This is a genomic window from Geodermatophilus amargosae, assembly GCF_900116515.1.
Taxonomy (GTDB): Bacteria; Actinomycetota; Actinomycetes; order Mycobacteriales; family Geodermatophilaceae; genus Geodermatophilus; species Geodermatophilus amargosae.
The window spans coordinates 408,867-422,141 of the sequence record NZ_FPBA01000003.1 but is presented as its reverse complement, the minus strand read 5'-3'; the positions used below and the strand labels follow the sequence as shown (position 1 = coordinate 422,141).

At 72.2% G+C, this 13,275-nt stretch carries 13 protein-coding genes and 1 pseudogene; 5 read left to right on the top strand and 9 right to left on the bottom strand.

Annotated elements, in window-relative coordinates; all coding sequences use genetic code 11:
* Nucleotides 1-269: transposase (locus tag BM414_RS07205; protein WP_139245732.1), on the bottom strand; the 269-nt coding region annotated here is incomplete at its 3' end.
* 117 nt (nt 270-386) lie between these two features.
* Between BM414_RS07205 and BM414_RS07200 the strand changes: the two are divergent.
* The 4 genes and pseudogenes from BM414_RS07200 (at nt 387) to BM414_RS07185 (ending at nt 2,995) form a co-directional block, all read left to right on the top strand.
* A pseudogene (locus tag BM414_RS07200) lies at nt 387-1,266 on the top strand (IS5 family transposase).
* A 12-nt stretch (nt 1,267-1,278) separates the two neighbouring features.
* On the top strand, nt 1,279-1,458 hold the full coding sequence (locus tag BM414_RS07195; protein WP_093578720.1) for a hypothetical protein: 180 nt from the start codon (nt 1,279-1,281) through the stop codon (nt 1,456-1,458).
* Between the two features lie 368 nt (nt 1,459-1,826).
* On the top strand, nt 1,827-2,297 hold the full coding sequence (locus BM414_RS07190; RefSeq protein WP_093578719.1) for a tyrosine-type recombinase/integrase: 471 nt from the start codon (nt 1,827-1,829) through the stop codon (nt 2,295-2,297).
* A complete protein-coding gene (locus BM414_RS07185; protein WP_175551465.1) occupies nt 2,237-2,995 on the top strand; it encodes a tyrosine-type recombinase/integrase in 759 nt (252 codons plus the stop codon). Before BM414_RS07190 ends, BM414_RS07185 begins: the two co-directional genes overlap by 61 nt.
* A gap of 389 nt (nt 2,996-3,384) precedes the next feature.
* Here the strand turns inward: BM414_RS07185 and BM414_RS07180 are convergent, their stop codons facing one another.
* From BM414_RS07180 to BM414_RS07155, 6 genes are all read right to left on the bottom strand, one after another.
* Nucleotides 3,385-3,630: a helix-turn-helix domain-containing protein gene (locus BM414_RS07180; RefSeq protein WP_093578717.1), complete on the bottom strand. Its 246-nt coding sequence runs from the start codon at nt 3,628-3,630 to the stop codon at nt 3,385-3,387.
* A 116-nt stretch (nt 3,631-3,746) separates the two neighbouring features.
* Nucleotides 3,747-4,835 carry a site-specific integrase gene (locus BM414_RS07175; protein WP_245784544.1) on the bottom strand — a complete coding sequence of 363 codons (1,089 nt, stop codon included), beginning with the start codon at nt 4,833-4,835 and terminating at the stop codon, nt 3,747-3,749.
* A gap of 289 nt (nt 4,836-5,124) precedes the next feature.
* The gene (locus BM414_RS07170) at nt 5,125-6,048 is read right to left on the bottom strand and encodes a tyrosine-type recombinase/integrase (protein ID WP_093578715.1); all 924 of its coding nucleotides are present in this window, start codon (nt 6,046-6,048) and stop codon (nt 5,125-5,127) included.
* A gap of 49 nt (nt 6,049-6,097) precedes the next feature.
* The gene (gene ligD / locus BM414_RS07165; RefSeq protein ID WP_093578714.1) at nt 6,098-7,171 is read right to left on the bottom strand and encodes a non-homologous end-joining DNA ligase; all 1,074 of its coding nucleotides are present in this window, start codon (nt 7,169-7,171) and stop codon (nt 6,098-6,100) included.
* Nucleotides 7,172-7,197: 26 nt separating this feature from the next.
* Complete coding sequence (locus tag BM414_RS07160) at nt 7,198-8,766, bottom strand: alpha/beta hydrolase (protein WP_093578787.1); 1,569 nt, start codon at nt 8,764-8,766, stop codon at nt 7,198-7,200.
* Between the two features lie 40 nt (nt 8,767-8,806).
* Nucleotides 8,807-9,877, bottom strand: a complete 1,071-nt coding sequence (locus BM414_RS07155) for an ATP-dependent DNA ligase (protein WP_093578713.1) — start codon at nt 9,875-9,877, stop codon at nt 8,807-8,809.
* Between the two features lie 209 nt (nt 9,878-10,086).
* Between BM414_RS07155 and BM414_RS07150 the strand changes: the two genes are divergently transcribed.
* On the top strand, nt 10,087-10,788 hold the full coding sequence (locus tag BM414_RS07150; RefSeq protein WP_093578786.1) for a VOC family protein: 702 nt from the start codon (nt 10,087-10,089) through the stop codon (nt 10,786-10,788).
* Here the strand turns inward: BM414_RS07150 and BM414_RS07145 are convergent.
* Both BM414_RS07145 and treZ read right to left on the bottom strand, forming a co-directional pair.
* Nucleotides 10,767-11,519 carry a dihydrofolate reductase family protein gene (locus BM414_RS07145; protein WP_093578712.1) on the bottom strand — a complete coding sequence of 251 codons (753 nt, stop codon included), beginning with the start codon at nt 11,517-11,519 and terminating at the stop codon, nt 10,767-10,769. The genes BM414_RS07150 and BM414_RS07145 overlap by 22 nt on opposite strands.
* Nucleotides 11,519-13,270: a malto-oligosyltrehalose trehalohydrolase gene (gene treZ, locus BM414_RS07140; RefSeq protein ID WP_093578711.1), complete on the bottom strand. Its 1,752-nt coding sequence runs from the start codon at nt 13,268-13,270 to the stop codon at nt 11,519-11,521. The genes BM414_RS07145 and treZ overlap by 1 nt, the downstream gene beginning before the upstream one ends.
* Between the last annotated feature and the right edge of the window lie 5 nt (nt 13,271-13,275).

Genomic DNA, 13,275 nt, shown 5'->3' with positions numbered 1-13,275 from the left:
GCCAGTAGCTGTTCGTGCAGCGCCGGCCAGACACCGGCCTCGGTCCAGTCCCGCAGCCGCCGCCAGCAGGTCACCCCCGAGCAGCCGACCAGCGAGGTGGGCAGCTGGTTCCAGGTGATCCCGGTCTTGAGCACGAAGACGATGCCGGCCAACGCGGCGCGGTCATCGATCGGCCGGCGGCCGGGATGGCGATAGCGGCGTGGCCTTGGCGGTGGGAGCAGTGGTGCGATCCGCTTCCACAGCTCATCCGGCACGAGCTCCTCGATCACCCACCACAGCCTCGGCAGGTCGGGCAGATCACCGCGGGAGGCACGCCGAGCTCATCTTGAAACGATCTCTTAGGACCTGTCCTGGCGATCTTCATCGGTGTGGTCCAGGCTTGGTTGATGGTCGGCCGGCATGAGCTCACCGATGCGGCTTGGGCGCGGATCGAGCCGCTGCTGCCTGCAACGGGACGCCGGGGTGGGCGGTGGCGGGATACCGGCAGGTGATCAACGCGATCCTGTGGCAGGCCGAGACCGGCGTGCCGTGGCGGGATCTGCCCGAGCGCTACGGGCCGTGGAAGACCGCGCACGAGCGGCTGCGGAAGTGGACCGCCGATGGCACCTGGGACCGGATCCTGACCGAGGTCGTGGTCAAAGACGACGCGGTCGGCGCGGTGGAGTGGACCCTCAGCGTCGACTCCAGCTCCGTGCGGGCTCATCAGCACGCCGCCGGGGCGCGGAAAAGGGGGGCTGCGGTGGGCCGGTCGAGGACCTCGCCGTCGACGGTGAGGCGCTCGGCCGTTCCCGCGGGGGACTGACCACCCAGCTGCACCTGGCCGTGGACGGGCGCGGCCTGCCGATCGCGGTGCTGCTCACCGCGGGGCAGGCTGGGGACAACCCGCAACTGCTGCCCCTCCTCGATCAGGTGGCGGTGGCCCGCTCCAGGCCGCGCCGCCGACCGCAGCGGGTGATCGCCGACCGGGCCTACTCCCATCCCTGCACCCGGGTGGCGCTGCGCGCCCGACACATCCGGTTCACCTGCCCCGAGCGCATCGACCAGGTCGCTCGCCGCCGGGCCAAGGGCTCCGCCGGCGGCCGCCCACCCGCCTTCGACCACGAGGTCTACGCCCGGCGCAACGTCATCGAACGCTGCTTCGCCCGGCTCAAGCAGTTCCGCGCCCTGGCCACCCGCTACGCCAAACGAGCCGCCTACTACCGCTCCCTGCTCGTCCTCGCCGCCGTCGTCCTCTGGCTCCGCGAAGATCCGCAGGACAGGCCCTAGCCCGGAGGACGCATGGCTGACTACATCGCAACCGCGATCAGCGAAGGTGACCACTGGGTGATCGACGTCGACGGTGTCGGTACCGCCCAGGCCGACACCTTCGACGCCATCGAGGCGACTGCGGTGGATCTTGTCACCGCGGTAACCCACACCGCCCCGGCGGATGTGCACGTTCGAGTGCGCATCGTCTGAGAGCCGCGACAGGTCCACCGTCAGCTGATCTTCACCCCGCATGTGTTGTGGGCCGTGCCGCGGTGTCCTGACGCGGCCGGACGTCCCGGCGGCTCGAGCCTGGCCTCGCGACCGGTGGGCCAGTACCACCCCGGCGTCGATGTAGCCCTGAATGGGTTCCCTCCCTGAACGAGAACAGGAGAAGTTCTGGAGGCTGTCGAGCAGGCTCACCGACGCCTGCACCGGGCATCGACGTCGTCGCCGCCGTCCACAGGCCCGCCGACTGTTCACAGATTCCGGAACGACGCCTCGTGGCCAGTTCTCTCGTGCTAGACGGCTGGGTACCTGCTTTTCCGCAGGTCCAAGGCTGTCAGGGGAGGGGGATCGCGATGTCGGCCAAGCCACGACGGCGGCAGGCGGGGGAGGGCGGAATCAGCGAATACCTGACCCAGGCCGACCCGCGGTTCCTCATCAAGTACTCAGTTCTCCTCGAGGACGGCACCAGACGCGCCGTTCTCAAGCGTGGGTTCCGGAGCCGGCGTGACGCGGCCGCACGGCTCCGCATCGAGATCAACAAAGCCGAGACCGGCGCCTGGGTCGAGCCCTCGAAGCAGCGACTCGATGCCTACCTGACCGAGTGGGTCTTGGGGCAGCGACTGAGCGCCTCTACGCTCGCCTCCTACCGCAAGAACATCCGCCTGCACATCGACCCCTACCTCGGCGAGACCCCTCTGGCGCGGCTTACCGGTGCGGCGGTCGACGCTTGGATGCGCAAGCTCGAGACGTCGGGCCGCGCTACGTGTACACGATCCTGCGATCGGCGCTCAGCGACGCTGTCCGGCACGGTCGGTTGTCGGTGAACCCGACCGATCGGTCGACCCCGCCGAGCCCGTCGGAAGCCCGACCTCCGGAGATGCAGGCATGGACCGCTGCCGAGCTTCGTCGATTCCTGCGCTGGGCCGACGCGCGTGATCCGGACCTGGCGATGGGGTGGCGTCTGCTGGCCGCAACGGGGATGCGGCGGGGCGAGGCGCTGGCTCTCCGCTGGCGAGATGTGGACCTCGACGGGAGCCGGCTTCAGGTCCGGCGCAGCCTCGGTGTCGTCAAGGCCAAAGGAGCCGGCGAGCAGCTCGTTGAGGGCCCGACGAAAACCGGGCAGGCAGGCGGGGTGCACATCGACCCGGACACGGTCGCTGCCTTACGCACCTACCGGGCGACCCGGGGTTCGCTGTCTCCCGAACTCGTGCGCGACGCCGCGCTGGTCCTTGGCAACCTCGACGGCAGCCACCGGCACCCCGAGCGGTACTCCCGCCGCTTCCTGGAGCAGGTCGTGCAAGCAGGCAGAGCGCTCGGAGAGGACCAGCTGCCGAGGATCCGGCTGCACGACCTGCGCCACACCCACGCGACGCTGCTGCTGGCCGCCGGCGAGCCGGTGAAAGTCGTCTCGGAGCGGCTCGGCCACGCCAGCGCGACCATCACGCTCACCGTCTACCAGCACGTCCACCCCGGCATGGGTCGTCAGGCCGCCGACCGGTTCGCCGCGCTGCTGAGGGGCTAACCGCGGGCACCAAGTATCACCGCGGTATCACAGGGCTGTTCCGACCCCTGACACGAAACGCCCCAGGCTCCTGACCTGCAGAAACACCGGGACGGGGCTGTGTCCGAGGGGGGACTTGAACGACGATCTCGCGCGCGAGCTGCATCGGCCAGTCCCGGCCTGAGCGCACAGCGATCCGGACTGCTGCCTGGCGCTGTCCATGAGAGGTGCTTGACCACCGTTGTTCCCTCTGCGTGGCCGTCCGCTGCTGCGCGTGCTCGTCCCGTATGCCATTTGAGCTGCGCAGATGTACATACCCGAACTGTGGCGGACCCTCTGCGCAGGCCTGGGGACAAGCGCGGTGGCGGCAAGCACCAGCGGAGTCGCCTGCGACAGCGCCGAGGACTCGTTCAGGAGCCGGTGTCGGGCCTCTGAGGGACGCGGCTAGATGCGATGAAGGCATCCAAGGCCGACCGCTGTAGTCGGACGTGGCGACCGAGCTTGAGGTAGGGGATACGGCGCTCGGCGATCAGGCGGCGGATGAAGCGCTCGCTGGTGTGCAGGTAGTCGCCGGCTTGGCTGGCGGTCAACAGCTCGTCGGCGTCGCTGGGTGAGCCACCGGCGGGGACAGCCGGAGCCAGGGTGGGGGAGTTCATATGCAGAGGATGGGGAGGCTTCTCCAGCGCGCCTCCGGTCGGTTGAGTGGAGCTGTAGGTGTCGCGGTCGTCGACCTGACACCCCCGACAGTGCGCGCCGGAGGCGTACTGGAGGACTACTGCGGGTCGTGACCTGCCGGTCGCAGCGCTTCGAGCGCGGCGGCCGCTCCGGTGGAGGCCACCTGTCGGCCTAGGTAGACGTCTTGAGTCAGGCTCGGGTTCGCGTGGCCTAGTTGGTCGGCGATGGCGCGGGTGGACAGGCCGGCGTGGTCGAGCATCGTGGCCGTCGTCTTGCGGATCACGTGGCTGGTGATGTGGCCGAAGCCGGCATGGGTGAAGGCAGCCCGGAGGTCGGCCTGCGTGTTCGAGGGGTCCCGCCATCCGCCGTGGGGGGCCGGGAACACCGGCAGTTCCTGCCGTGCGGCCTTCTCCATCGAGCCGACGCGGGAGGTCCTGCCCCGCAGCATCTCCGTGCACCAGGACGGGAGGAGCAGGGTGCGAGCGCCCGAGGCTGTCTTGGTGCTCTTGCGAACCAGGCCGTGGCCCTTCACGCGGACGACCGTCGACCTGATCTCGACGGTGCCGGCCTGCAGGTCGAGGACGTCCCAGGTGACGGCGATGGCTTCGCCGATGCGACAGCCGGTGGCGAGCATGAAGGCCACGAGGTCGGGCACCTCGTTCCTCGTGGCTTGTTCATCGGCGTCCAGTGCGGTGAGGAGCCGCCGGGCTTGATCCGCGGTCAGCGCTGTGGGTGCCTTACGGGCTGCGGTCTCGATGCTGCCGGTGTCCCGCACGGGGTTGCGGTCGAGCGCGTCATGACGGGCCGCCAGACCGCAGATGCCGCTCAGGACGCTCTTGGTCATCTTGGCCATGGCGGGGCCGTGCTGGTCCGCGATGCGGCGGAGGTGTCGCTCGATCGTGCCGACGCTGAGCTCCCTGACCCGGAGGTTGCCCAGGCCCGGGAGGATTTGCTGGTCGACACGGTTGCGGTAGGCCTGCAGCGTGGTCGGGCTCAGGTTCTTCAGGCCGGTGAACCACGCCTCGGTCAGCACGCTCATGCGCGTGTCCGGGGTGATGTCGCCGCCGGTGTCGAAGCGGGCGCGGTCGCGCAGCGCGAGGCGCAGCGCCGCTTCGGCGGCAGCTTTGGTCTTGGCGCTGCGTTCGACCTGACGGCACCTGCCGTCGTAGTCCCGGTACCAGGCCACGGCGCGGTGCCCGGAGGGCGTGGCGTGGAAGCGGATCTTGCCTGCCGTCCCGAGTGCCAGTCCCGGCCTGCCCATGAATTACCCCTGAAATATGACGGATATCGGAGGGTGGTGACGGTACGGGTCGGGACGTCGGACCGACATATATTCGCAGCTCAATGGCTGTATAGGTGCGTGACGGACAACCTCGGTACGACGCGATAGGGAAATCGCAGGATAATGTGGTTTCTGCGCAATCGTGATGCCGCCCACCTCGGTCCGGCGTTGAGGCGGACCTCTGTTTATGGGCTCAAAGTCGGTCTCCCAGACCGAGACGCCGGTGGGCGTCGTGGGCGCGTTCGACCGCGGTCGAGGCGGCGTAGCGAGACAGCATGTCGTCGCTGCGCCAGCCGGCCAGCATCATCAGGTCGCGCTCCTGTCCTCCTCCAGCGAGCCACCGGTGGGCGAAGGTGTGCCGGAACCGGTGCGGATGGACGTCGGCGACGCCCGCCTGCGCGGCGCGGATGTGCAGCACGTCCCGGGCGCCGTCGGGCGTCATCGGGCCGCGTTGCCCGAGCAGCAGCCGCGGCGACCGGGCGTGGGGGTGCAGGGCGCGCACCCGCAGATAGCGATCCACCGCCTGGGCGGTCCTGGCGCCGAACGGCACCACCCGCGGGCGGGAGCCCTTGCCGGTGACGTAGGCTAGCTCGCGGTCCAGATCGACGTCAGTGATCTCCAGTCCGCACAGCTCCGACACCCGCACGCCGGTGTCGAGCAGCAGCCGCAGCACCACCTCGTCCCGGCGGCCCAGGAACACCGCGCGGTCGAAGACCCCGGGCCGGCCGCGGCCGATCGCGCACGCCTTGAGGAGCGCGGCGATCTCGGTGTCGGTGAGGATGGGGACCGGCTTGTCGGGTGGGCTGGGGATCTCGATGCCGTCGGTGGGGGCCTTCTCCAGTTCTCCTTCAGTGACCAGCCAGCGGCAGAACCGGCGCATCCCGCGCAGCCGGGTGCCGACCGTGGAGGGCTCGCACGTCTCGGCCAGCTCGGCCAGCCAGGCGCTGATCGCGTGCCGGGTCAGCTCGCCCAGCGTCGCCGGCCGGCCGCGGTCGGCCAGCCACCGGCTGAAGTACTCGACGCTTTGGCTGTACAGCTCGATCGTCCGGGGCGCCTTCGCCGCGGCCCGCAGGTGCCGCCGGAAGGACGCCAGCAGGTCCTCCAGCCGGATCGCCACGGCGGCAGGTTATCGGGCGAGTCAGCGCTGTGCTAGACCTTCGAGGACCTCAGGATGGCGCATCTTCGCTGGTCGGACGCCTGGCGCGGCTCGGCTGGACCCGCATCGGCTCGCCCGGCATCTTCGGGTAGTCCGGCGGATAGGGCAGGTCGCCGAGACCGTCGTCCTTGGCCTGGCGCTCGGCGAGCTCCAGCAGCGGCTCGATGCCGAAGGCGTGCCCTGCCAGTCCCGCGTGCTTGTCACCGACCGCCTTGAAGCGGGCCGGCATCGTCAGCACGTCGAAGTCGAACGGCGAGACGTCGGGCAGCTCGTCCCAGTCCAGCGGCGCGGAGACGGGGGCGTGGGCCTTGGGCCGGATGGAGTAGGCCGAGGCGATCGTGCGGTCCCGGGCCATCTGGTTGTAGTCGATGAAGATCTTCTCGCCGCGTTCCTCCTTCCACCACGACATCGTCACGCGGTCGGGGATCCGCCGTTCCAGCTCGCGGCCGAAGGCGATCACCGCCCGGCGCACCTCGGGGAAGGTCCACCGCGGCTGGATGGGCACGTAGACGTGCACGCCGCGTCCGCCGGAGGTCTTCGGCCAGCCCTCCATGCCGAGCTCGTGCAGCAGCTCGCGCACGTGCGGGGCCACCCAGACCGCGTCGGAGAAGTCGGTGCCCGGCTGCGGGTCGAGGTCGATGCGGATCTGGTCGGGCTGCTCGACGTCGCCCTTGGACACCGGCCACGGGTGGAAGGTGAGCGTGCCCAGGTTGGCGCACCACGCGACGACGGCGACGGAGTCCGGCGCGATCTCGTCGGCGGTCCGGCCGCTGGGGAAGGTGATGTGCGCCGTCTGCACCCAGTCGGGCGCGTTCTTGGGCACCCGCTTCTGGTAGAACGCGTCGCCGGTGTTGTCCATCCGGGTGGACAACCGGGCGCCCTCGAAGACCCCGCCGGGCCAGCGCTCCAGCGTCGTCGGCCGGTCGCGGAGGGCGAACAGGATCCCCTCGCCCACGGCGACGAAGTACTCGACGACGTCGATCTTGCGGATCCCCCGCTCGGCGAAGTACGGCTTCTCCGGGTTCGAGACGCGCACCTCGTGCCCGTCGACGGTCAGGACGACGGCGTCCTTGCTGCTGGCCACCCGTCAGCTCCCCGGGTCGGGGCGGCTCAGGCCGGGCACGTCAGCCCGTCCTGGGGCGCCGTGAGGTCGATGAGGTAGGCGTTGACCGCCGCGGTGACGCAGTCGGTCTTGGGGTACGAGGTGTGTCCCTGGCCCTGCCAGACGAGCAGCGTGCCGGCGGTGAGGTCCCCGGCCAGTTCCTCGGCACCGGGCAGCGGCGTCACCGGGTCCCCGGTGTTGCCGACGACGAGGATCGGTGCGCTGCCCTCGGCGTCGCGCTCGGGCAGCGGTGTGCGGGGGGCGTCCCACACCCCGCAGGTGTAGAGGCTGGAGGCGGCACCGGCGCCGAACAACGGGTAGCGCTGGTTCCAGTCCTGGGCCAGTTGCAGCACCTGCTCCTCCGAGTACGTCTGGTCCTCGGGGGTGTCGGCGCAGTTGATCGTGGTGTTGGCGTCGAGCTGGTTGGTGTACGTGCCGTCGTCGAGCCGGCCGGTGAAGGCGTCGGCGAGGGCGAACAGGCCCGCGGCATCACCGGTGCTCGCGGCGGCCAGCGACTGCGAGAGCCGTGGCCACGAGGACGTGTCGTACAGGGCCGCGGCGACGGCGGTGAGGATGACGCCCGGCGTCGCGGTGCGGGTCTCCCCGGGCGTGCTGCTGGCGATCGGCGCGGCGGAGGCCGCCCCCATGAGGTCCTGCACGAACCTCCGGGGGTCCCCGCCGATCGGGCAGCCCGACACCAGGCTCGTGCAGTTGGCGGCGAAGGCGTCGAAGCCGGCCTCCAGGCCCGCCGCCTGCGCCTCCGCGTCGGCCTGCCGGTCGGCGTCGGGGTCGACCGCCGCGTCGAGCACCATCGCGCGCACGTTCTCCGGGAACAGCTCGGCGTAGGTGGAGCCCAGCGTGGTGCCGTAGGAGTAGCCGAGGAAGCTGAGCTGCTCGTCGCCCAGGGACTCGCGCAGCAGGTCCATGTCCCGCGCGGTGTCGACGGTGTTGAAGGTGCCGAGCGCGTCGCCGTACTCCTCGGCGCAGGCCTCGGCGATCTCGTCGGTCAGCCCCAGGACCTCGTCCATCTGCTCCTGCGTGGTCGGCCGCGGCTCGGCGGCGACCAGGCGGTCCTTGAGGTCGGCGGGGACGCACTCGACCGGTGTCGACAGGCCCACACCGCGCGGGTCGAAGCCCACCAGGTCGAAGCGGCGCAGCACGTCCTCCGGCATCGAGAGCGCCAGGCTCAGCGCCATGTCGGCGCCCGAGTTGCCGGGACCTCCCGGGTTGACCAGCAGCGAGCCGATCCGGTCGGTCTGCCCGGCGAACTTCGCGCGGATGAGGAACAGCGGCAGCGTGGCGCCGTCGGTCTCGTCGTGGTCGATCGGCACCTCGGTGCGACCGCACTCGAAGGCGAGGTCGCGCTCGCTGCCGGGGGTGCCGGCGATGAGCTCGGTGATCTCCGCGTCGCAGTCGGTCCAGGTGATCGGGGCGGCCTCGGGCTGGACCGGCGTCGTGGTGGCGGCCGACGACGACGAGGAGTCCGCCGACGACGACCCGTCGGTGAACGAGCTACAGCCGGTGACCGCCAGGAGCAGTCCGGTCGAGGCGGCGAGCAGGCCGCGGCGCAGACGCATGATCACCACCGTAGGAGGCCGGTGCCACCGGTGCAGACGCTCACCCGGCGAGCACCTCGGCCAGGTCGTAGCGCACCGGGACCTCGAGCTGGTCGTAGGTGCAGCTCGTCGCCTCGCGGTCGGGCCGCCAGCGGAGGAACTGGCCGGTGTGCCGCAGCCGCCGGCCCTCGAGCTGGTCGTACTTGACCTCCACCACGAGCTCGGGCCGCAGCGGCACCCAGGACAGGTCCTTCTTGGCGTTCCACCGGCTCTGCGCACCCGGCATCCGGTGCTCGCCGTCCTCCTGCACCTGCGCGTTGGCCCAGTCCTGCCACGGGTGCCCGTCGAGGGCGTCGGCGCGGTAGGGCGCCAGCTCCTCGACCAGCTCCGCGCGCCGGGCCATCGGGAAGGACGCCGCGACGCCGATGTGCTGCAGGCCGCCGTCGTCGTAGAGGCCCAGCAGCAGCGACCCGACGATCGGCCCGCTCTTGTGCCAGCGGAACCCGGCGACCACGCAGTCGGCGGTGCGCACGTGCTTGACCTTGGTCATCAGCCGCTGGTCGGGGCCGTAGGGCAGGTCGGGCGCCTTGGCGACGACGCCGTCGAGCCCGGCGCCCTCGAACTCCTCGAACCAGCGCTGCGCGGTGCCGGCGTCCCGCGTGACCGCCGTGACGTGCACCCGATCGTGCCGGTGGCCCAGGGCCTCGCGCAGCCGCGCCCGGCGCTGCTCGAACGGCGTCTCCAGCAGCGACTCGTCGCCGAGGGCCAGCAGGTCGAACGCGACGAAGTGTGCCGGCGTCTGCTCGGCGAGCAGGTCCACGCGTGACTGCGCGGGGTGGATGCGCTGCAGCAGCGACTCGAAGTGCAGCCGGTCGCCCTGCGGGACCACGATCTCGCCGTCGACGACGCAGCGCTCCGGCAGCGCCTCCTTGACCGCGGCCACGACCTCGGGGAAGTAGCGGGTCAGCGGGCGCTCGTTGCGGCTGCCCAGCTCCACCTCGTCGCCGTCGCGGAAGACGATGCAGCGGAAGCCGTCCCACTTGGGCTCGTAGAACAGGCCGTCGCCGGTGGGCAGCTTCGTGGCGGCCTTGGCCAGCATCGGCTTGACCGGCGGGAGCACGGGCAGGTCCATGCTGGTCAGTCAAGCAGCCCCCGGCGGCACGCAACGGCCGAACCCGCCCCTGGCGCGACGCCCGCCCGGATCGGGTGACCGGATGCCGCGGTCGGAGCCGAGGGTGTGCGCTCCGGCCGCATCCCGAGGCCCGGGACGCGGCGCCGGCGCACACGCTCACCGCCGGCGATCTGTGTGCGTGCCGACCGGGTGGCGTGGTCGACTGCGGGATGGCCGGCGAACGCACCGTCCCCCTGCTGCCCTGCGGCGCGATCGACGAGGTCCAGGACTTCGCCGTCGCCCTCGGCTTCACCACCACGTACCGGCAGCGGCGGCCCAACCCGTACCTCGCCGTGCGCCGCGAGGACCTCGACCTGCACTGGTTCGAGCAGCCGGGTCACCGCCCCGAGGACTCCTACGGCAGCTGCCTGGTCGTGGTCGACGACCCCGCGGAGCTGTTCGAGGCCTTCGCCGCCGGCCTGCGTGCCCGCCACGGCCGGCTGCCGCTCACCGGCTTCCCGCGGATCACCCGGCCCCGGCCGCGCCGCAACGCCGACGGCCTGACCGGGTTCAGCCTCGTCGACCCGGGCGGCAACTGGATCCGCGTCGTCCGCGGAGGGGCGGCCGGGCCGGAGCCGTCGTCCCGGCTCGCCCGCAGCCTCGCCGACGCCGTGGTCGCGGCCGACTCGCGCGGCGACGTCGACCAGGCCGCGAGGCTGCTCGCCGGGGCGCTGCGCCGGGCTCCGGACGCCGACCCGGTCGAGCGGGTCGAGGCGCTGGCCTTCCTCGCCGAGCTGTCCGTGCGGCGCGGCGATCCCGGGGCGGCCCGCACCGCGCTGGCCGAGCTGGACGCCGTGCCCGGGGCGGAGGAGGCGGCCGCGGCCCGTCGGCAGGCCGCCGAGCTCGCCGCTCAGCTCGGCCCGACCGCGTAGCGGGTGAAGAGGACGCCGTCCTCCTCGAGCACCTGCAGCAGCCGCGGCCGGACGACGTCGCGCAGCCCCCGGTCCAGCAGCCGCGCCTGCCCGCCGACGAGGGCGGGGGAGACGGTGAGGTCGAGCTCGTCGACGACGCCCGCGTCCAGCGCCGCGCCCAGCAGCGACGGGCCGCCCTCGCAGAGCACCTGCTCGAGCCCGCGGCCGGCGAGGGCGTCCACCGCCGTCGGCAGGTCCACGTCGGCGTCCCCGCACACGAGCACGTCGACGCCCGCCTCGGCCAGCGCGGCACGGCGGCCGGGGTCGGCGGCGGCGCAGGTCACCAGCAGGGTCGGCGCCTGCGCCAGCCGGTCGCCCGGTGCCATCGAGGCCCGCCGCGACACCACCGCGACCGGCAGCTCCGCCGGCCGGCCCAGCGCCGCGCGCCGCCGCCCGACGGCGGAGGCAGCGGTCACCGGGCCGTAGCGCTCGCCGGCCGCCGTCCCGTGCCCGACCAGGACGACGTCGGCCAGCGCGCGCAGCGTCGAGAACACCCGCCGGTCACCCGGCGAGCCGAGCCCGGCGCTGGCGCCGTCCACCGTGACCGCGCCGTCGAGCGAGGCGACGAAGTCGACGCGGAACGAGCGGCCCGGCGGCAGCGCGTAGGCCGCCGCCAGGTCGTCGTCGGTCAGGTCGTCGTCGGTCGGTTCGTCGCCGGTCGGCCCGGTGGGGGAGGGGTGCAGGCGGCGCATCAGGTGGTGAGGACGGCCGCGCTCTCGGCCGGCACCGTCACCGACGTCCCGGACGACGCAGGCTCGTCCGCCGTCGCGAACAGCACCCCGGTGGCCGGCCGGTCCAGCTCGATCTCCTGCTCCTCGTCGGACAGGTTGGCCACCACCCGCAGCGAGCCGCGGTGCACCACGAGCACGCGGTCCTCGTCGTCCCAGCCGACCTCCATGGCGGCGAGGTCGGCGTCGACCAGCTCCGGGTGCTCCCGACGCAGCGCCAGCAGCCGCCGGTGGACGGCGAGCACGGTCGCGTGCGGCTCCCGGTCGAGCTCCGACCAGTCGAGCTTCGAGCGGGTGAAGGTCTCCGGGTCCTGCGGGTCGGGCACCTCGTCGGCGTCCCAGCCGTGCTCGGCGAACTCGGCCTTGCGGCCCACCGCCGTCGCGCGGCCGATCTCGGGGTCGGTGTGGCTGGTGAAGAACTGCCACGGCGTCGAGGCGCCCCACTCCTCGCCCATGAACAGCATCGGCGTGAACGGGCTGGTCAGCACGATCGTCGCGCCGACGGCGAGCAGGCCCGGGGACAGGGTCGCCGAGACGCGGTCACCGACCGCCCGGTTGCCGATCTGGTCGTGGTCCTGCAGGTAGCCGAGGAACTTCCAGCCCGGCAGCCGCGAGGTGTCGACGGGCCGCCCGTGGTGCCGGCGGCGGAAGCTCGACCACGACCCGTCGTGGAAGAAGGCCCCGGTGAGGGTCTTGGCCACGCCCGACAGCCCGGCCTCGGCGAAGTCGGCGTAGTAGCCCGAGGCCTCCCCGGTGAGCGTCGCGAAGACCGCGTGGTGGAAGTCGTCGCTCCACTGCGCGTGGATGCCCTTCCCGTTGGCCGCGCGGGGGGTCACCAGGTGCGGGTCGTTGAGGTCGCTCTCCGCGATCAGCGTCAGCGGCCGGCCCTCGGCGACCGACAGCCGGTCGACCTCCTGGGCCATCTCCTCGAGCACGTGCGTGGCCCGCTCGTCGACCAGCGCGTGCACGGCGTCCAGGCGCAGCCCGTCGACGTGCATGTCGCGCAGCCACATCAGCGCGTTGTCCAGGACGTAGCGGCGCACCTCGTCGGAGTCCGGCCCGGACAGGTTGACCGAGGAGCCCCACGGGTTGGGCCCGCCCTCGCTGAAGACCGGCATGAACAGCGGGAGGTAGTTCCCCGACGGGCCCAGGTGGTTGTAGACGACGTCCTGGATCACGCCGAGGCCACGCTGGTGGCAGGCGTCGACGAAGCGCTGGTAGGCGGCCGGCCCGCCGTAGCTCTCCTGGACGGCGTACCAGAGGACGCCGTCGTAGCCCCAGTTGTGCGTGCCGTCGAACCCGTTGACCGGCAGCAGCTCGACGAAGTCGACGCCGAGGTCGACGAGGTGGTCCAGCCGGTCGATCGCGGCGTCGAGGGTGCCCTCGGGGGTAAACGTGCCGACGTGCATCTCGTAGACGACGCCGCCGGCCAGCGGGCGCCCGGTCCACGCGCCGTCGCCCCAGGAGTGGGCCGCGGGGTCGAACCGGCGGGAGAGGCCGTGCACGCCGTCGGGCTGCCGCCGCGAGCGCGGGTCCGGCCGCGGGGTGTCGTCGTCGCCGAGCAGGAAGCCGTAGTCCGCCTCCGGGCCGGCCTCGACCTCGGCCCGCCACCAGCCGTCGTCGCCGCGGCGCATGTCGTGCACCGCGCCGTCGACCTGTAGGCGCACGCGCTCGGGCACGGGCGCCCAGACGGCGAACTCGACGGGTGCGGACATGCGGG

Coding starts and splice junctions, on each gene's coding strand:
- BM414_RS07195 (WP_093578720.1), top strand. CDS start 1,279: ATGGCTGACTACATCGCAACCGCGATCAGCGAAGGTGACCACTGGGTG.
- BM414_RS07190 (WP_093578719.1), top strand. CDS start 1,827: ATGTCGGCCAAGCCACGACGGCGGCAGGCGGGGGAGGGCGGAATCAGC.
- BM414_RS07180 (WP_093578717.1), bottom strand. CDS start 3,630: ATGAACTCCCCCACCCTGGCTCCGGCTGTCCCCGCCGGTGGCTCACCC.
- BM414_RS07160 (WP_093578787.1), bottom strand. CDS start 8,766: ATGCGTCTGCGCCGCGGCCTGCTCGCCGCCTCGACCGGACTGCTCCTG.
- BM414_RS07155 (WP_093578713.1), bottom strand. CDS start 9,877: ATGGACCTGCCCGTGCTCCCGCCGGTCAAGCCGATGCTGGCCAAGGCC.
- BM414_RS07150 (WP_093578786.1), top strand. CDS start 10,087: ATGGCCGGCGAACGCACCGTCCCCCTGCTGCCCTGCGGCGCGATCGAC.
- BM414_RS07145 (WP_093578712.1), bottom strand. CDS start 11,519: ATGCGCCGCCTGCACCCCTCCCCCACCGGGCCGACCGGCGACGAACCG.
- treZ (WP_093578711.1), bottom strand. CDS start 13,270: ATGTCCGCACCCGTCGAGTTCGCCGTCTGGGCGCCCGTGCCCGAGCGC.